19 protein-coding genes are annotated in these 17,964 nt (G+C 60.3%); 7 read left to right on the plus strand and 12 right to left on the minus strand.

Annotation, left to right across the window (positions count from 1 at the left end):
* Positions 1–60 precede the first annotated feature (60 nt).
* Positions 61–1,509: a tRNA uracil 4-sulfurtransferase ThiI gene (gene thiI, locus ITX55_RS10030; RefSeq protein ID WP_033642063.1), complete on the minus strand. Its 1,449-nt coding sequence runs from the start codon at positions 1,507–1,509 to the stop codon at positions 61–63.
* Positions 1,510–1,669: 160 nt separating this feature from the next.
* Between thiI and xseB the strand changes: the two genes are divergently transcribed.
* The 4 genes from xseB (at position 1,670) to ITX55_RS10050 (ending at position 5,842) form a co-directional block, all read left to right on the plus strand.
* Positions 1,670–1,933 (plus strand): exodeoxyribonuclease VII small subunit, encoded by a 264-nt coding sequence (gene xseB / locus ITX55_RS10035; RefSeq protein WP_033642062.1) that lies wholly within the window; start codon positions 1,670–1,672, stop codon positions 1,931–1,933.
* A 5-nt stretch (positions 1,934–1,938) separates the two neighbouring features.
* Complete coding sequence (ispA, locus tag ITX55_RS10040; RefSeq protein ID WP_033642061.1) at positions 1,939–2,859, plus strand: (2E,6E)-farnesyl diphosphate synthase; 921 nt, start codon at positions 1,939–1,941, stop codon at positions 2,857–2,859.
* 34 nt (positions 2,860–2,893) lie between these two features.
* A complete protein-coding gene (dxs, locus tag ITX55_RS10045; protein ID WP_033642060.1) occupies positions 2,894–4,759 on the plus strand; it encodes a 1-deoxy-D-xylulose-5-phosphate synthase in 1,866 nt (621 codons plus the stop codon).
* A 108-nt stretch (positions 4,760–4,867) separates the two neighbouring features.
* The gene (locus ITX55_RS10050) at positions 4,868–5,842 is read left to right on the plus strand and encodes an aldo/keto reductase (RefSeq protein ID WP_164057382.1); all 975 of its coding nucleotides are present in this window, start codon (positions 4,868–4,870) and stop codon (positions 5,840–5,842) included.
* Between the two features lie 32 nt (positions 5,843–5,874).
* Here ITX55_RS10050 and pgpA read toward each other — a convergent pair whose 3' ends face one another.
* From pgpA to nrdR, 6 genes are all read right to left on the minus strand, one after another.
* A complete protein-coding gene (gene pgpA, locus ITX55_RS10055; RefSeq protein WP_033634010.1) occupies positions 5,875–6,369 on the minus strand; it encodes a phosphatidylglycerophosphatase A in 495 nt (164 codons plus the stop codon).
* The gene (gene thiL, locus ITX55_RS10060) at positions 6,362–7,354 is read right to left on the minus strand and encodes a thiamine-phosphate kinase (RefSeq protein ID WP_033642058.1); all 993 of its coding nucleotides are present in this window, start codon (positions 7,352–7,354) and stop codon (positions 6,362–6,364) included. Before thiL ends, pgpA begins: the two co-directional genes overlap by 8 nt.
* A gap of 52 nt (positions 7,355–7,406) precedes the next feature.
* Positions 7,407–7,823: a transcription antitermination factor NusB gene (gene nusB / locus ITX55_RS10065; RefSeq protein ID WP_004940384.1), complete on the minus strand. Its 417-nt coding sequence runs from the start codon at positions 7,821–7,823 to the stop codon at positions 7,407–7,409.
* A gap of 20 nt (positions 7,824–7,843) precedes the next feature.
* Complete coding sequence (gene ribE, locus ITX55_RS10070) at positions 7,844–8,314, minus strand: 6,7-dimethyl-8-ribityllumazine synthase (protein WP_004940385.1); 471 nt, start codon at positions 8,312–8,314, stop codon at positions 7,844–7,846.
* A 107-nt stretch (positions 8,315–8,421) separates the two neighbouring features.
* The gene (gene ribD, locus ITX55_RS10075; protein ID WP_033642057.1) at positions 8,422–9,531 is read right to left on the minus strand and encodes a bifunctional diaminohydroxyphosphoribosylaminopyrimidine deaminase/5-amino-6-(5-phosphoribosylamino)uracil reductase RibD; all 1,110 of its coding nucleotides are present in this window, start codon (positions 9,529–9,531) and stop codon (positions 8,422–8,424) included.
* Positions 9,532–9,541: 10 nt separating this feature from the next.
* Entirely contained in the window at positions 9,542–9,991 is a 450-nt protein-coding gene (gene nrdR / locus ITX55_RS10080; RefSeq protein WP_004940387.1) for a transcriptional regulator NrdR, read from the minus strand.
* Positions 9,992–10,167: 176 nt separating this feature from the next.
* Here nrdR and ITX55_RS10085 point away from each other — a divergent pair, with 176 nt between their 5' ends.
* Positions 10,168–10,728 carry a DUF3251 domain-containing protein gene (locus ITX55_RS10085; RefSeq protein ID WP_197756046.1) on the plus strand — a complete coding sequence of 187 codons (561 nt, stop codon included), beginning with the start codon at positions 10,168–10,170 and terminating at the stop codon, positions 10,726–10,728.
* A 64-nt stretch (positions 10,729–10,792) separates the two neighbouring features.
* Here the strand turns inward: ITX55_RS10085 and secF are convergent, their stop codons facing one another.
* The 5 genes from secF to queA form a co-directional block, all read right to left on the minus strand.
* Complete coding sequence (gene secF, locus ITX55_RS10090; RefSeq protein ID WP_019454209.1) at positions 10,793–11,761, minus strand: protein translocase subunit SecF; 969 nt, start codon at positions 11,759–11,761, stop codon at positions 10,793–10,795.
* Between the two features lie 10 nt (positions 11,762–11,771).
* A complete protein-coding gene (secD, locus tag ITX55_RS10095; RefSeq protein WP_071845087.1) occupies positions 11,772–13,619 on the minus strand; it encodes a protein translocase subunit SecD in 1,848 nt (615 codons plus the stop codon).
* A 24-nt stretch (positions 13,620–13,643) separates the two neighbouring features.
* Positions 13,644–13,976: a preprotein translocase subunit YajC gene (yajC, locus tag ITX55_RS10100; RefSeq protein ID WP_004940391.1), complete on the minus strand. Its 333-nt coding sequence runs from the start codon at positions 13,974–13,976 to the stop codon at positions 13,644–13,646.
* 33 nt (positions 13,977–14,009) lie between these two features.
* Positions 14,010–15,134: a tRNA guanosine(34) transglycosylase Tgt gene (gene tgt / locus ITX55_RS10105; RefSeq protein WP_016928877.1), complete on the minus strand. Its 1,125-nt coding sequence runs from the start codon at positions 15,132–15,134 to the stop codon at positions 14,010–14,012.
* Between the two features lie 72 nt (positions 15,135–15,206).
* A complete protein-coding gene (gene queA / locus ITX55_RS10110; protein WP_223085026.1) occupies positions 15,207–16,277 on the minus strand; it encodes a tRNA preQ1(34) S-adenosylmethionine ribosyltransferase-isomerase QueA in 1,071 nt (356 codons plus the stop codon).
* Positions 16,278–16,397: 120 nt separating this feature from the next.
* Here queA and ITX55_RS10115 point away from each other — a divergent pair, with 120 nt between their 5' ends.
* Together ITX55_RS10115 and ITX55_RS10120 are read left to right on the plus strand one after the other, a co-directional pair.
* The gene (locus ITX55_RS10115; RefSeq protein WP_033651078.1) at positions 16,398–16,979 is read left to right on the plus strand and encodes an ACP phosphodiesterase; all 582 of its coding nucleotides are present in this window, start codon (positions 16,398–16,400) and stop codon (positions 16,977–16,979) included.
* A gap of 229 nt (positions 16,980–17,208) precedes the next feature.
* Positions 17,209–17,811: a peroxiredoxin C gene (locus tag ITX55_RS10120; protein ID WP_004940403.1), complete on the plus strand. Its 603-nt coding sequence runs from the start codon at positions 17,209–17,211 to the stop codon at positions 17,809–17,811.
* Positions 17,812–17,964: the final 153 nt, after the last annotated feature.

Raw genomic sequence — 17,964 nt, forward strand, 5'->3', positions numbered from 1 at the left:
TTGTCGATAAAAAAGGGCTGAACACCGGTTCAGCCCCTCTCATTTACGCCGCTGCCCGCGTTACGGGCGATAAACCTTCACGTTGCTGAAGCCCTGCTCCAGCAGGTACAGCGCCTGCAGGCGGCTCATTACGCCGCGCTCGCAGTACAGCAGATAGGTTTTGCTCTGATCCAGATCGCCGAACTGGGTGCTCAGCTTATAGAACGGCAGCGCTTTCACTTCAACCTGTTCCAGCTGCAACGGCTTCTCTTCCTGCTCGTCGTTGGAACGGATATCCAGGATCACCTCGTCGGCGCCGAAGGCCGCGACGGTTTCCACTTCGGTCACCTGCTCCTGCGCCTGCTCGGCGATGGAGCGAATATCGACGTTCTTCGCCTCGCTCACCACCCGATCGAGAATGCTGAAATCGAAGTGGCTTTCTTCCTCTTCAATCTTGGCCTTGACGGCTTTTACCGTCGGGCTCTTCGAAATCACGCCGCAGTATTCCGGCATGGTTTTGGCGAAGTCTTCGGTGCCGATTTCACGCGCCAGTTTGATGATGTGCTCTTTATCGTGCGAGATCAGCGGACGCAGGATCAGCGTATCGGACGCATTGTCGATCAAGCGCAGGTTGGTCAGCGTCTGGCTGGACACCTGCCCCAGCGCCTCACCGGTTACCAGCGCCTGCACGCCGTAGCGTTCGGCCACTTGCGAAGCGGCGCGCACCATCATGCGCTTGAGCACCACGCCCATCTGGCCGTCGTCGACTTTCTCCAGGATCTCGCCCACCACCGGTTCGAAGTCGATGGCGACGAAGCGCACCTTGTGCGAACTAGCGAAACGGTTCCACAGATAGTGCGCCACCTGCTTCACGCCAATCTCATGCGCGGCGCCGCCCAGGTTAAAGAAGCAGAAGTGCACGCGGCAGCCGCGACGCATCAGCATATAGCTGGACACGCCCGAGTCGAAACCGCCGGAAATCAGCGACATCACGTCTTCCTGAGTGCCGACCGGGTAACCGCCGATGCCTTCGAGGCGGCGTTTAACCAGCATCAGCTTGTCGTCTTCGATCTCGAGGTTTACCGTGACCTGCGGGCGGGTCAGGTTAACGCGCGCGCTGTCGATATGCTGGTTCAGACCGCCGCCGACGTAGCGCTCCACGTCCTGCGAGTTGAACGCCTGCTTGCCGCGGCGCTTGACGCGCACGCAGAAGGTTTTGCCTTCCAGCTGGGCGCGGTAGGCTTCCAGCGTCTGCTCGAAGATGTGGTGGATATCGGTATAAGCGCGATCTTCCACTTCCAGGATATGGTGGATGCCGGGAATGCGCGTCAGCGCGTCGGCGATGACCGGCCGCTGGTTTTCATCTTTGGCGCGAACTTCGATATGATCCCAGTGACGGACGACCGCCAGCGTTTCATCATACTGCTTCAGGACGTTGCGAATATTGGTCGAGAGAATCTTGATAAAGCGCAAGCGCACAGATTGGCTCTTGATGGTGATTTCCGGGAACAATTTAATGATAAACTTCATGGCGGTCTTTGTTGTCAGATAAGAATTACGGCGCGGAGTATATCACCATATCGCCGTGCTCTGCGCACAAAACCACACATGAGCGCCATGATTTGCTAATCAAGATCCGCTAGGATAGGCTCTGGCGCCACGGTTCACATGATGACGTAAAAAGAAAATTATGCCGAAAAAACCAGCACAATCAGCCAGTACAGAGCAAACAGCCAGCTTTGAAAGCGCCCTCGGCGAGCTGGAAAGCATCGTGACGCGTCTGGAGTCGGGCGAACTGCCGCTGGAAGACGCGCTGAACGAATTCGAACGCGGCGTGCAGCTGGCGCGTCAAGGCCAGCAGAAACTGCAACAGGCGGAACAGCGTGTGCAGATCCTCCTTAACGACAGCGCCGACGACGCGGCGTTGGCGCCTTTCACACCGGATACCGAGTAACCGACATGTCTGAGATCGTCCCATCGGCCGCTTTTGCCGATCAACTGCAGATTTTCCGCCGGCGCGCCGATCGCGCGCTGCTGGATTTCATCGCCCCGCTGCCGTTCAACAACGGCAACATGGTGGCGGCGATGCGTCATGGCGCCTTACTGGGCGGCAAGCGCCTGCGCCCGTTCCTGGTGTACACCACCGGCCAGATGTTCGGCGTATCGCTGACCAATCTGGACGCGCCGGCGGCGGCGGTGGAATGCATTCACGCCTACTCGCTGATCCACGACGATCTGCCGGCGATGGACGACGACGATCTGCGCCGCGGCCAGCCGACCTGCCACATTAAATTCGGCGAAGCCAACGCGATCCTGGCCGGCGATGCGCTGCAAACGCTGGCGTTTTCGATCCTGGCCGATGCCGAAATGCCCGACGTGGCGCTGCGCGATCGGCTGGCGATGGTCTCCGAACTGGCGGCAGCCAGCGGCGTCGCCGGCATGTGCGGCGGCCAATCGCTGGATCTGGAGGCCGAAGGCAAGCGTGTCGATCTGCAGGCGCTGGAGCAGATCCACCGCCACAAAACCGGTGCGCTGATCCGCGCCGCGGTGCGTCTGGGCGCGCTGAGCGCCGGCGAAGCAGGACGAGCGGCGCTGCCGCAGTTGGATCGTTATGCTGCTGCGGTCGGCCTGGCGTTCCAGGTGCAGGATGACATTTTGGACGTTGTCGGCGAGACTGAAAAGATCGGCAAGCGCCAGGGAGCGGACCAACAACACGGAAAGAGTACCTACCCGGCGTTACTCGGGCTTGACAGCGCGAAAGCAAAAGCGTGGGATCTCTATCAGGAAGCATTAGCTGCATTAGACACTTTGGCAGCGCAATCTTATAACACAGCGCCATTGCGAGCGTTAGCCAGCTTCATTATTGAACGCGACAATTAACGTGTGACGTTAACTCCTCTGATATGAGTATCGAATGAGTCTTGATATAGCCAAATACCCAACCCTGGCGCTAGCGGAAAACCCCGAGGAACTCCGCTCACTGCCCAAAGAGAGCTTGCCGAAGCTGTGCGATGAGCTGCGGCAATATCTGCTGAACAGCGTCAGTCGCTCCAGCGGCCACTTTGCCTCCGGGCTGGGTACCGTCGAACTGACGGTGGCGTTGCATTTCGTCTACAACACGCCGTTCGATCATCTGGTGTGGGACGTCGGTCACCAGGCCTACCCGCACAAAATCCTGACCGGCCGCCGCGACCGGATCGCCACTATCCGGCAAAAGAACGGGTTGCACCCCTTCCCGTGGCGCGCCGAAAGCGAATACGACGTGCTGTCGGTCGGCCATTCGTCAACCTCGATCAGCGCCGGCCTCGGCATGGCGGTGGCGGCAGAGCGTGAAGGCAAAGGCCGCCGCACGGTGTGCGTGATCGGCGATGGCGCCATCACCGCCGGCATGGCGTTCGAAGCGATGAACCACGCCGGCGACATCAATCCGGACATGCTGGTGGTGCTGAACGACAACGAGATGTCGATCTCGGAAAACGTCGGCGCGCTGAACAACCATCTGGCGCAGCTGCTGTCCGGCAAGCTTTACTCCACCCTGCGCGAAGGCGGCAAAAAAGTGCTGGCCGGCGTGCCGCCGATCAAGGAGCTGGTGAAACGCACCGAAGAGCACCTGAAAGGCATGGTGGTGCCGGGTACGCTGTTCGAAGAGCTGGGCTTCAACTACATCGGCCCGGTAGACGGGCACGACGTACAGGGCCTGGTCGCCACGTTGAAAAACATGCGCGATCTGAAAGGCCCGCAGCTGTTGCACATCATGACCAAGAAAGGCCGCGGTTACGCGCCGGCGGAGAAGGATCCGATCAGCTTCCACGCGGTGCCGAAGTTCGATCCCGCCAGCGGCACGCTGCCGAAAAGCGCCGGCGGTCTGCCGACCTATTCGAAAATCTTCGGCGACTGGCTGTGTGAAACCGCCGCCAAAGACAGCTCACTGATGGCGATCACGCCGGCGATGCGCGAAGGTTCCGGCATGGTGCAGTTCTCGCGCGACTATCCGCAGCAATATTTCGATGTGGCGATCGCCGAGCAACACGCGGTCACCTTCGCCGCCGGGCTGGCGATCGGCGGCTACAAGCCGGTGGTGGCGATCTATTCCACCTTCCTGCAACGCGCCTACGATCAGCTGATCCATGACGTGGCGATCCAAAACCTGCCGGTGATGTTCGCCATCGATCGCGGCGGCATCGTCGGCGCCGACGGCCAGACCCACCAGGGGGCGTTCGATCTGTCGTTCATGCGCTGCATCCCGACCATGGTGATCATGACGCCGAGCGACGAAAACGAATGCCGCCAGATGCTGTATACCGGCTATCACTACAACGACGGCCCGAGCGCCGTGCGCTATCCGCGCGGCACCGGCACCGGCGCTGCGCTGGAGCCGCTCAGCCTGCTGCCGATCGGCAAAGGCGTGGTGCGCCGCCAGGGGGAAAAGATCGCCATTCTCAACTTCGGCACCCTGCTGCCGGAGGCCGCTGCGGCGGCGGAAGCGCTCAACGCCACGCTGGTCGACATGCGCTTCGTCAAACCGCTGGACGAGCAGCTGGTGCTCGAACTGGCCGCCAGCCATGAAACGCTGGTCACGCTGGAAGAGAACGCCATCATGGGCGGCGCCGGCAGCGGCGTCAACGAACTGCTGATGGCCAAACGCCGTCCGGTGCCGGTGCTGAACCTCGGCCTGCCGGACAGCTTCGTCTCACAGGGCACCCAGGAAGAACTGCGCGCCGATCTGGGGCTGGACGCCGCCGGCATTCAGCGCCAAATCGAAACCTGGCTGGCGCAGTAATTCGCCACTCGCGCCTGATAAAACGCCTCCGCCTTCGGGGGCGTTTTCATTTCCGCCCTCCGGGATCCGCGCTACAGTTACTGTCTGAGCTGTGAATGGGAGGCAAGCATGAAATATCTCAAACTGGGCAACACCGATCTGAACGTCTCGCGCATCTGCCTGGGTTGCATGACCTACGGCGAACCGAGCCGCGGCAATCACGCCTGGACGCTGCCGGAAGAAAGCAGCCGCCCACTGTTGAAACAGGCGCTGGAAGCCGGCATCAACTTTTTCGACACCGCCAACAGCTATTCCGACGGCAGCAGCGAGGAGATCCTCGGCCGGGCGCTGCGCGACTATGCACGCCGCGAGGAGGTGGTGATCGCAACCAAGGTCTATTTCCCGCTGAGCAACCTGGAGCGCGGTTTGTCGCGCGCCAAGATCATGCAGTCCATCGACGACAGCCTGCGCCGTCTCGGCACCGACTATGTCGATTTGCTGCAAATCCATCGCTGGGATTACGAAACGCCGCTGGAAGAGACGCTGGAAGCACTGCACGACGTGGTGAAAGCCGGTAAGGCGCGTTACATCGGCGCCTCTTCCATGTACGCCTGGCAGTTCGCCAAGGCGCTGTATACCGCCGATCTGCACGGCTGGACGCGCTTCGTCAGCATGCAGGATCAATACAACCTGATCCAGCGCGAAGAAGAGCGCGAGATGCACCCGCTGTGCGTCGCCGAAGGCATCGCCGTACTGCCGTGGAGCCCGCTGGCGCGCGGCCGCCTGACCCGCCCCTGGGGCGAAACCACCGCCCGCCTGGTCTCGGACCAGTTCGGCAAGAGTCTGTACGATGAAACCGAAGGCATCGACGCCATTATCGCCGAGCGCGTCGCCAGCCTGGCGGAGGAACGCGGCGTGCCACGCGCGCAGATCGCGCTGGCCTGGCTGCTGAACAAGCCGGCGGTCAGCGCGCCGATCGTTGGCGCGTCACGCAGCGAGCAGTTGGACGACGCCATTGCCGCGGTCGATTTGAGTTTGTCGCCGCAAGAGGTGGCGGAGTTGGAAACGGCTTACGTGCCGCATCGGGTGACGGGGTTTGAATAAGAGAGGCGGGCGCGAAGAAGCGCGCCCGGCTGTCAGAACAGCCCGATCGGCCAGTGGTGCCCAATCAGGTAGATGATGCCCGCAGACAGCACGCCGGCGATGATATCGTCGACCATGATGCCCATGCCGCCATGCACGTTGCGGTCGAACCAGCGGATCGGCCACGGCTTCCACATATCCAGAATGCGGAAGATGACGAAACCGGCGGCGACCCAGCGCCAATCGTTGACCGGCAGCGCCATCAGCGTGATCCACATGCCGACGAACTCATCCCAGACGATGCTGCCGTGATCGTGCACCTTCATGTCTTTTGCCGTGCGGTGGCAAATATAGACGCCGATGCAAATGCTGAACATCACCGTCAGCGAGTAGAGCTGCCACGGCAGTTGGATCAGCAGCAGCCAGAACGGGATCGCCGCCAGCGATCCCATGGTGCCCGGCATCACCGGTGACAAACCGCTGCCGAAACCGGTGGCCAGCAGGTGCCACGGATTGCTCATCCGCAGCCGACGCTTGGCTTCATCCATGGGTGCCCGGCTCCGCGTTGAAATGATCGAACCCGGCCCAGTCCAGCACCACCGCCTCGTCGTTGCGGTAATAGCGAATGCCTTCAGACAGCGGGCCAATCTGACCGATACAGGTGTAATCGGCCCCGAGGTGGCTCAGCGCCACGTCCAGCGCGCCGCGGTTGATCTCCGGCACGGTGAAGCACAGCTCGTAGTCTTCGCCGCCCGCCAGCGCCCAACGCAGCGCCTGTTCGGCATCGGCATGGCTGCTCAGCGCCTGCGACATCGGCAGCTCGTCCAGCACGATGCGCGCGCCGCAGTCGCTGGCCTTCAGGATATGCTTCAGATCGGAAATCAGGCCGTCGGAAAGATCGATTGCCGAGCTGGCCAGATCGCGCAGCGCCTGCCCCTGCAGCACCCGCGGCTGCGGACGCAGATGGCGAGCGACCAGATAATCACGCGCCGCGCTATCCGTCACCGCCAGGCGATCCTGCAGGATCGCCAAACCGGCGGCGCTGTCGCCCAGCGTGCCGGTCACATAGATCCAGTCGCCGATGCGCGCGCCGCTGCGGCTCAACGCCCGGCCGGCCGGGATCAGCCCCTGAATGGTCAAGGTCATGCTCAGCGGGCCGCGCGTGGTATCGCCGCCGATCAGCTGCATGCCGTAATAATTGAGTTGATCGAACAGGCTGTCGCTGAACGCCTTCAGCCAGGGTTCGTTCACCTCCGGCAGCGTCAGGGCCAGCGAGAGCCACGCCGGATCGGCGCCCATCGCCGCCAGATCGCTCAGATTGACCGCCAGCGCTTTATACCCGAGATCGGCCGGATCGATGTCCGGCAGGAAGTGAATGCCCGCGACCAACGTATCGGTACTGACGGCCACCAGCTGTTTTTCCGGCACTGCCAGCAGTGCGCAGTCATCTCCAATGCCCAACTGTACATCCCGGCGCACGCGCTTAAACCGGTCAAAATAGCGGGCAATGAGGTCAAATTCGCCGCATGCCATATCGATATTCCACTAGAAGAAATTAAGGCCGGGAATGCCGGCCTTAATGTTTTTACTTTTTCTTGCGAAGGGTTGGCGCCACTTTATCCAGCACCCCGTTCACAAACTTGTGGCTGTCTTCCGCGCCGAAGGTTTTCGCCAGCTCGATCGCTTCGTTGATCGCCACCTTGTAAGGGACATCCTCGCGCATTTTCAGTTCAAACAGCGCGACGCGCAGCACCGCGCGTTCCACCTGGCCCAGCTCTTCGAGCTGACGCGACAGGTAAGGCGCCATCAGTTCGTCCAGCATACCTGCATTCACTGCCGCGCCGGACAGCAACTCGCGAAAATAGGCGACGTCAACATCTTTGACATCCTGCTCCGTCAGGAACTGGTGTTCAACATCGGCAAGGTCGTTTTTAGACAACTGCCAAGAGTAAAGCGCTTGAACAGCGCACTCACGAGCGCGGCGACGAGCAGCAGGTTTCACGGAATTCCCCTTAACTAAATTCAGGCTTTAATAGCTTTGATAACATTAATCATTTCAAGTGCGGTCAACGCGGCTTCAGCGCCCTTGTTGCCCGCTTTGGTGCCGGCGCGTTCGATCGCCTGTTCGATGCTTTCGGTGGTCAGCACGCCAAAGGCAACCGGGATTTCGGCATTCATCGCAACGTTGCCGATGCCGGAGCTGGCTTCGCCCGCCACATATTCGAAGTGCGCGGTGCCCCCACGGATAACGGTGCCCAGCGCGATAACCGCGTCGTATTTGCCGGTTTTGGCCAATACGCTCGCCGTCAGCGGCAGCTCGTAAGCGCCCGGGACCCAGACAACGGTGATGTTGTCGTCAGCAACCTGACCAATGCGTTTCAGCGCGTCGATGGCGCCTTCCAGCAGGCTGTCGTTGATGAAATTGTTAAAACGTGCAATTGCGATCGCCACACGGGCATTTGGAGTAGCAACAACACCTTCGATAACTTTCATGGGCTTTCCTTAAAAATGGGTTCAATACCCCGCAGGGGGGCGGATTCTATCATATTCTTTCATCGCCTGCGCGGCGCTTTTGTAAAACCGGCGCGCGGGCGCGAGATTCAGTGTTTCGCCCGCAGGCGCAAACGCAGATCGGGGCCAACCTGGCGCACGTCGCTAAAGACGAATTCCGGTGCGTCGGCCAGACGCTCGAGGCCCGGCAAATGACACAGGCCGCGGCCATTATCGCCCAACAGTTTTGGCGCGATGTACAAAATGAGCTCATCCACCAGGCCGGCCTGCAGCAGCGCGCCGGCCAGCGTCGCCCCCGCCTCCACCCAGATTGAATTCACCTGGCGCTTGGCCAACAGCATCATCATCACCACCAGATCGACGCCGCCGCCGTGCGCCGGGCAGATAAACTGCTCAACGTCTTGCGGCCAGGCCTGTTCATCCGCCTGCAGCCGCGCCAGCCAGGTGGCGCCCGGCTGCTGCACCACGCGGTGCTGTGGGGTAATGCGATTTTGGCTGTCGAGCAGGATACGCAGCGGCTGACGCAGATTTTCGCGCGGATAGAGGCGCTGGGTCTCGGCATCCAGCTCATCCCAACGCACCGTCAGCGACGGATCGTCCGCCAGCACGGTGGCGCTGGTGCTGAGAATGGCGGCGCTCTGCGCACGCAGTCGCTGCACGTCCTGACGCGCTTCGGGTGAGGTGATCCACTGGCTTTCGCCGGAGGCCATCGCCGTGCGGCCGTCCAGCGACGCGCCCAGCTTCAGTTGCACATAGGGAAAACCGGTGCGCATGCGTTTGAGGAAGCCCAGGTTGACCGCTTCGGCCTCGGCCAGCATCAGGCCATGACGTACTTCGACGCCGGCTTGCTGCAGCTTGTACAAGCCGCGCCCCGCCACCTGAGGATTGGGATCTTGCATCGCCGCGACCACCCGCGTCACGCCGGCGGCCACCAGCGCATCGGCGCAGGGCGGCGTGCGGCCGTGATGGCTGCACGGCTCGAGCGTCACATAGGCGGTGGCGCCGCGCGCCTTGTCGCCCGCCATGCGCAGCGCGTGCACTTCCGCGTGCGGCTCGCCGGCGCGCAGATGATAGCCTTCACCGACAATTTCGCCGTCGCGCACGATAACGCAGCCGACGTTCGGATTGGGCGCGGTGGTGAAACGCCCCAGCCGCGCCAGCTCGAAGGCGCGCGCCATGTAAAATTCGTCGTGATGCATGAAAGATCCTTTAGTCTTGCAGGCGGGCAATCTCTTCGCCGAACTCGCGCACGTCTTCGAAGCTGCGGTACACCGACGCGAAGCGAATGTAGGCGACCTTATCCAGCTTTTTCAGCGCGTCCATCACCAGATTGCCGACTAACTTGGTCGGCACTTCGCGTTCGCCGGTGGCGCGCAGTTGGGATTTGATATGGTTAAGGGCGTTTTCCACGTCGTCCGAGCTGACCGGGCGCTTTTCCAGCGCTTTCAGCATGCCGCGACGCAGTTTGTCTTCGTTGAACGGCTCGCGCACCTCATCGCTTTTAATCACTCGCGGCATCACCAGCTCGGCCACCTCGAAGGTGGTGAAGCGTTCATTGCATACCAGACACTGGCGACGACGGCGTACTTGCGAACCGTCCCCCACCAGGCGGGAATCAATGACTTTGGTATCAACGGCGGCGCAGAAAGGGCAATGCATAACACGTCCTGATAAACGTTTTTTATAGATAAATGCAGTTTAACCCGAAGTGAAGCCACAACAAAGGGCGTCGGCCATTTGTTGCGATAAGCGGCGGGCAGGCGGCGCCGATATGACTTTCACCGCCATGCGGGCTAAGCTTGATAGCAGGAGATTCAGCATAGGAAATCGCCGTCATGACAACCCGTTACCCCAAAATCACCCTGCTCGCCGCCGCCGTGTTGCTCACTGGCTGCGCGCACAACGCCGCCGTGCCTCAGCTGCGCCATCAGGTCGCCGCGCTGAACCAAAAAGTGAGCGTATTGACCGATCAGGCCACCGCGCTGGAGCGGCAAAACCAGCTCAATCAGCACTCCGACAACGGCGTCTACCTGCTGCCGGCGGCGCGGAGCGCCGCCCGTTTGCAAAGCGGTATCGGCGAACTGAGCGTTTCGCTGAGCCACATCAAGAGCGAAGCCAACGGCACGCAGGCACAGCTGCATGTGCGCATCCTCTCACAGGCCACGCTGCCGCCGTTTAAAGCAGTGGTGGAATGGGGCCAACTGGACGCGACCACCGGCCGGCCGCTGACCGCCGAGGCGCTGTCGCAACCGATCGCCAGCGCCGACTCGCTGCTGCCGAAACCCGGGCAGGACTTCGAGCTGCGCTTCAGCGGCCTGACGCCGGAACAGCTGGGCTATATCCGTCTGCACAGCCTGGTGGCCACCGCCCAGCCGGCGGTGGTGCAGCAACACTGAAATCCGAGGCAAAAAAAGGAGCGCCGATGGGCGCTCCTTCTCATTTCGCTGAATACTGCGGCGGTTAAGGCAGAATCGAAGGCTGATCCGCGCCCTCTTTTTCCACTTTTTGCTGCAGCATGTGTTCGCGTTTCATCCCCAGCTTCAACGCCAGCGCGGACGCGACGTAGATAGAGGAAACGGTACCGATCGACACACCGATCAGCATCGCCAGCGAGAAGCCTTGCAGCATCGCGCCACCGAAGATGTACAGCATCAGCACCACCATCAGGGTGGTCCCGGAAGTCATCAGCGTACGGCTCAGCGTCTGGGTCAACGACACGTTCATGATCTCGTAAGGCGTGCCGCGGCGGATCTTGCGGAAGTTCTCACGAATACGGTCGGAGACCACGATGCTGTCGTTCAGCGAGTAACCGATAACCGACATCAGGGACGCGACGATGGTCAGGTCAATCTCGATGTGGAACAGCGACAGCACGCCCAGCGTGATGATCACGTCGTGCGCCAGCGCGATAACCGCCCCCAGCGCCAGGCGCCATTCGAAGCGGAAGCCGACGTAGATCAGGATACAGATCAACGCCACCAGCAGCGCCATGCCGCCGGTTTGCGCCAGCTCGCTGCCCACGCTCGGGCCGACGAACTCAATGCGCTTCACGGTGGCGTTTTTATCCACCGAGTCGTTGATCACGCCGATCACCTTATTGCCCAGTTCCTGGCCTGCGGTGCCGGTCGCCGGTGGCATGCGCACCATCACGTCGCGGCTGCTGCCGAAGTTCTGGATAATCGGATCCTGGAACCCGGCCTTCTCCAGCGTATCGCGCATCAGGTCGAGGTTAGCCGGCTTCTCCAGGTTGATTTCAATCACCGTACCGCCGGTGAAATCCAGACCCCAGTTAAAGCCGCGCACCGACATGGTGGCGATCGACGCGACCAACAGCACCAACGAGATGCCGAAAGCCACGTAGTCCCAGCGCATAAAGTCGTAGACTTTACGGCCGTAGTTGAGTTGCTCAACAGTATAATCCTGTGCCACAACGCACTCCTCAGATAGACAGCTTGTTAATGCGTTTGCCGCCGTAAAGCAGGTTGACGATGGCACGGGTACCGACAATCGCGGTGAACATGGACGTCGCCACACCGATAGCGGTAGTGATCGCAAAGCCCTTGATCGAACCGGTGCCGACTGCGTACAGGATGACCGCGGTGATCAGGGTGGTGATGTTGGCGTCGACGATACTGGAGAACGCGCCTTTATAGCCCTCATGGATCGCCTGCTGAACGGACCGGCCGTTCTTTAGCTCTTCCTTGATACGTTCGTTAATCAGTACGTTGGCGTCGACCGCCACCGCCAGCGTCAACACGATCCCGGCAATGCCCGGCATGGTCAGCGTCGCCCCCGGCAACAGGGACATCACGCCGACGATCAACACCAGGTTGGCGACCAGCGCCGTGGTGGCGATCACGCCGAACTTACGGTACCAGACCACCATGAAGACGATGGACGCCACCAGGCCCCACAGACAGGCTTCCAGACCTTGGGTGATGTTCTGCTGACCCAGGGTTGGACCGATGGTGCGCTCTTCAACGATCTGAATCGGCGCAATCAGCGCACCCGCACGCAGCAGCAGCGAAAGCTGACGCGCTTCGTTCGGGTTGCCGATGCCGGTGATGCGGAAGCTGTTGCCCAGACGCGACTGAATGTTCGCCACGTTGATCACTTCTTCCTGTTTCACCAGCACCGCACGGCCGTTGGCGTCTTTCTTGCCGCTGTCCTTGTACTCCACGAACAGGGTCGCCATCGGTTTGCCGATGTTGTCCTTGGTGAAGTTGGACATCGACGTGCCGCCGGCGCTGTCCAGCGAGATGTTAACCTGCGGCTGGTTGTATTCGTCGGTGCTCGAGGTGGAGTCGGTGATGTGGTCACCGGTCAGGATCACGCGCTTGTACAGCACGATCGGCTGGCCGTCGCGGGTGTATTTCACCTCGGAATCGCCCGGCACGCGGCCGTTGGCCGCCGCGGTGGCGTCCGCATTGGTATTCACCAAGCGGAATTCCAGCGTCGCGGTGGCGCCCAGAATTTCTTTGGCGCGCGCGGTGTCCTGAATGCCCGGCAACTCAACCACGATGCGGTCGGATCCCTGGCGCTGCACCAGCGGTTCGGCGACGCCGAGCTGGTTGACGCGGTTACGCAGGATAGTGATGTTCTGCTGTACGGCGTATTCGCGCGCTTCGCTCAGACGGGCGTCCGTCAGGCTGGCTTTCATGGTGTTGGCGCCATTGGCGGACAGCACCAGATCGCGCTGACGCGGGCCGATGTAGCTGATGGCCTGGTCACGGGCCGCATCGTCGCGGAAGCGAACTTCCACGCCGTTGTTGTCCAGCTTGCGGATAGACGCGTAAGGAATGCCCTTCTCGCGCAGCTCGCTGCGCAGGGTATCCATGGTCTGTTCCTGCAGCTTGCTCAACGCGGTGTCCATGTCCACTTCCATCAGGAAGTGCACGCCGCCGCGCAGGTCCAGACCGAGTTTCATCGGCTCTGCGCCCAGCATGGCCAGCCAGGTCGGCGTGGCCGGCGCCAGGTTCAGCGCCACGACGAATTTGTCACCCAGCTCGGTCACCAGCGCTTCGCGGGCGCGCAGCTGAACGTCAGGATCTTTAAAGCGAGCCAGGATGGCGCCATTTTCCAGCGCAATCGACTTGCTCGCGATGTTGTCTTTTTCTAATACGGTACGGACCTGGTCCAGCGTAGTTTCACTGGCGGCGACGCCGCGCGCGCCAGTGATTTGTACGGCCGGATCCTCACCGTAGATGTTGGGAAGCGCATAAAGCAGACCGACGAGGATCACGACGATCAACATCAGATACTTCCACAAAGGATAACGGTTTAGCACGGCAATTCCCTTCGGGAAAAAAGATTACAGGGCCTTCATGGTACCTTTCGGCAGAACGGCCGCCACGAAGTCACGCTTGATCATCACTTCCGTGGTGTCGTTCAGCGCGATGGCGATGATGCCGGTGTCGGCCACTTTGGTCACGCGACCGATCAGGCCGCCGGTGGTCAGCACTTCGTCGCCTTTACCGATGGAGTCCATCAGCTTCTTGTGATCTTTCGCGCGCTTCTGCTGTGGGCGCAGGATCATGAAGTAGAAGATCAGGCCGAACACCACCAGCATAATGATCAGAGAGTACGGGCTTCCCTGAGCCGGAGCCCCTGCGGATGCGACGGCGTCAGAAATGAAAAAGCTCATTGAAATTCCCTCATTAAGTTATCAATTATTAGATCAAGCGTTTAAAGGCGGAATCGGCTTGCCGATCCGACCATAGAAATCCGCAACAAACTGCTCTAATTTACCCTCTTCGATAGCCTGGCGTAAACCCGCCATCAGGCGCTGGTAGTGACGCAGGTTATGAATTGTGTTCAGTCGAGCACCCAATATTTCGTTGCAACGGTCGAGATGGTGCAAGTAGGCGCGGCTGTAATGGCGACACGTGTAGCAATCACAGTCTTTATCCAGCGGAGAAGTATCATCCTTGTGCTTGGCATTACGGATTTTTACCACACCGTCAGTCACGAACAAATGGCCGTTGCGGGCGTTGCGGGTCGGCATGACGCAGTCGAACATGTCGATGCCGCGGCGCACGCCTTCCACCAAATCTTCCGGCTTGCCGACGCCCATCAAATAGCGTGGCTTATCTTCCGGAATTTGCGGGCAAACGTGTTCAAGAATGCGATGCATATCCTCTTTCGGCTCGCCTACAGCCAAGCCGCCCACAGCGTACCCATCAAAGCCGATATCCACCAGCCCTTTTACTGAAACATCACGTAAATCTTCGTAAACGCCGCCCTGAATGATGCCGAACAGCGCATTTTTATTTTCCAGCTCGTCGAAACGCTGGCGGCTGCGCTGCGCCCAACGCAGCGACATTTCCATCGAACGCTTGGCGTAGTCCCAGTCGGCCGGGTACGGCGTACATTCATCGAAGATCATCACGATGTCGGAACCCAGGTCATACTGGATTTCCATCGATTTTTCCGGGCTCAGGAACACCTTGTCGCCGTTGATCGGGTTGCGGAAGTACACGCCTTCCTCTTTGATCTTGCGCATCGCCCCCAGGCTGAACACCTGGAAACCGCCGGAGTCGGTGAGGATCGGGCCCGGCCACTGCATGAAATCGTGCAGATCGCCGTGCAGCTTCATGATCTCCTGGCCAGGGCGCAGCCACAGGTGGAAGGTGTTGCCCAGCAGGATCTGCGCGCCGGTCTCTTTCACTTCTTCCGGCGTCATGCCCTTGACCGTGCCGTAGGTACCGACCGGCATAAAGGCCGGGGTTTCCACTACGCCGCGGTCGAAAATCAGGCGGCCGCGGCGTGCGCGGCCATCGGTAGTTTGTAGTTCGTACTTCACAAAGCCTCCAGCATCAGAGAAACAGTCTGATGTCGTTGAAACGGGGCCGCGCCGTGGGCGCAGCCCGGGAAATTAACCGCCGACGGACTCGTTTTCCGCCTGCGGATTACGGCTGATGAACATCGCATCGCCGTAGCTGAAAAAGCGATACTGCTCGGCCACCGCCTGCTGATAGGCGTTCATGGTATTTTTGTAGCCGGCGAAAGCCGACACCAGCATGATCAGGGTGGACTCCGGCAGGTGGAAGTTGGTCACCAGCGCGTCGATCACCTGATAGTGGTAACCCGGATAGATAAAGATGCTGGTGTCGCCGAAGAACGGCGCAATCAGCGCCTCTTTGCTGGCCGCCGCGGCGCTTTCCAGCGAACGCACCGAGGTGGTGCCCACTGCCACCACGCGCTTGCCGCGCGCTTTGCAGGCCATCACCGCATCCACGACCTCCTGCGGCACTTCGGCGTATTCGGCGTGCATCACATGATCTTCGATGGTTTCCACGCGCACCGGCTGGAAGGTGCCGGCGCCGACGTGCAGCGTTACGAACGCCATTTCAACGCCCTTGGCGCGCAGCGCCGCCAGCAGCGGTTCGTCGAAGTGCAGACCGGCGGTCGGCGCGGCGACCGCGCCCGGCTTCTCGCTGTAGACCGTCTGATACAGTTCGCGGTCGGCGTCCTCATCCGGGCGAGCGATATAAGGCGGCAGCGGCATGTGGCCGGCCGCGTTGAGAATGGTGAAGACATCGCGTTCGTCGTTGAAGCGCAGCTCGAACAGCGTCTCGTGGCGCGCCACCATGGTGGCGGCGATGCTCTCGTCATCCCCCAGCAGCAGCTCGGCGCCCGGCTTGGGCGCTTTCGACGCGCGCACGTGCGCCAGCACGCGATGGTCGTCCAGCACGCGCTCCACCAGCACTTCAATCTTGCCGCCGCTGACCTTGCGGCCGAACATGCGCGCCGGGATCACGCGGGTATTGTTGAACACCAGCAGGTCGCCGGCTTCCAGCTTGTCCAGCAGATCGGTGAATACGCCGTGCGTCAGCGCCCCGCTCGGCCCGTCCAGCTGCAGCAGGCGGCATGCGCTGCGTTCGGCCTGGGGATAGTGGGCAATCAGGGATTCGGGAAGTTCAAACGAAAAATCAGCGACGCGCATGGGTATTCACTTCTTCAATTTAAGGCTGGTTGGTAAAAAACAGGCGGCCTAGTCTAAAGCCGGGGGCGGTCAGCGGCAAGAAATAAGGAGGATTTGCCTGACTTCGGGTATAGTTGAGGGATGAATTTTCTCGCTCATCTTCACCTGGCCATGCTGGCGGACAGCTCGCTGCTGGGCAACCTGCTGGCCGATTTCGTGCGCGGCAACCCCGCCGCCGACTATCAGCCCGAGGTCGTAGCCGGCATCATGATGCACCGCCGCGTCGACGTGCTGACCGACAGCCTGCCGCAGGTGAAAGCCTGCCGCGACTATTTCAGCGCCCCCTACCGCCGCGTAGCGCCAATTACCCTCGACGTGGTGTGGGACCATTTTCTGGCGCGCCACTGGCAGCAGTTGGAGCCTTCACGCGACCTGCACCAGTTTACCCAGGAAGCCCGCAGCCAGATCGAACCTTACCTGCCGCTCACGCCGCCGCGTTTTCAGAACCTGAACGGCTATCTGTGGCCGGAACGCTGGCTGGAACGCTACGCCGAATTGCCGTTCATCGCCCGGGTATTGCAGGGCATGGCCAGCCGCCGTCCGCGCCTCGATGCCCTGGCCGGCTCATTCGCCGACGTCGAGCGGCATTATCATCAGCTTGAAACACAATTCTGGCAGTTTTATCCGCAAATGATGCAGCAGGCGAAGGAAAAAACGCTGTGAGGTCAAGCCCAAGCGTTTGAAATTGCAGCGCCTTGCAAGAATTTACGTTTTGCCGCTTGCCCTTTTGTGGGAAAAGGTTATTTTTAAAGCTCGCTAAATTATATCAACGACTTTGATAGGTGAAAGCTATCTCATCGATTGGTCTTTTACCCTTTATTCACCAAGTCGCGGCCCCTATACTGGCCCTTGTTTTTACATCCACCCTTTAACACCTATTACAGGAGTAATTATGGTCCTGGTAACTCGTCAAGCCCCTGACTTCACTGCAGCTGCCGTACTGGGTAGCGGCGAAATCGTTGAAAACTTCAACCTGAAGAAGCACCTGAACGGCAAACCGGCCGTGCTGTTCTTCTGGCCAATGGACTTCACCTTCGTATGCCCTTCCGAGCTGATCGCTTTCGATCACCGCTATGAAGAGTTCCAGAAGCGTGGCGTTGAAGTGGTTGGCGTTTCCTTCGACTCAGAGTTCGTCCACAACGCATGGCGTAAAACCCCTGTCGACAAAGGCGGCATCGGTGAAGTGAAATACGCAATGGTTGCTGACGTTAAGCGTGAAATCCAGAAAGCTTACGGCATCGAACACCCGGAAGCCGGCGTTGCGCTGCGCGGCTCCTTCCTGATCGACAAAGACGGCATCGTGCGTGCTCAGGTTGTTAACGACCTGCCAATCGGCCGTAACATCGACGAAATGATCCGTACCGTTGACGCGCTGCAATTCCACGAAGAGCACGGTGAAGTGTGCCCGGCTCAGTGGGAAAAAGGCAAAGCAGGTATGGGCGCTTCCCCAGACGGCGTGGCAAAATACCTGTCTGAAAACGCTGCCAAGCTGTAATTTCAGCCTGATAGTGAATCAACCGGCCTCCGCGGCCGGTTTTTTTATGCCCCTTTTTGGGGCAATACGCCCGCCTTCAGTGCTTTATTTCCCTGTTTCCGCTCACATTTCCCACCCTGCTCGCCGCGCGTGCGCCCATCTGCGGCTACTATC

This window comes from Serratia sp. EWG9, from assembly GCF_019913725.1.
Taxonomy (GTDB): domain Bacteria; phylum Pseudomonadota; class Gammaproteobacteria; order Enterobacterales; family Enterobacteriaceae; genus Serratia; species Serratia ureilytica.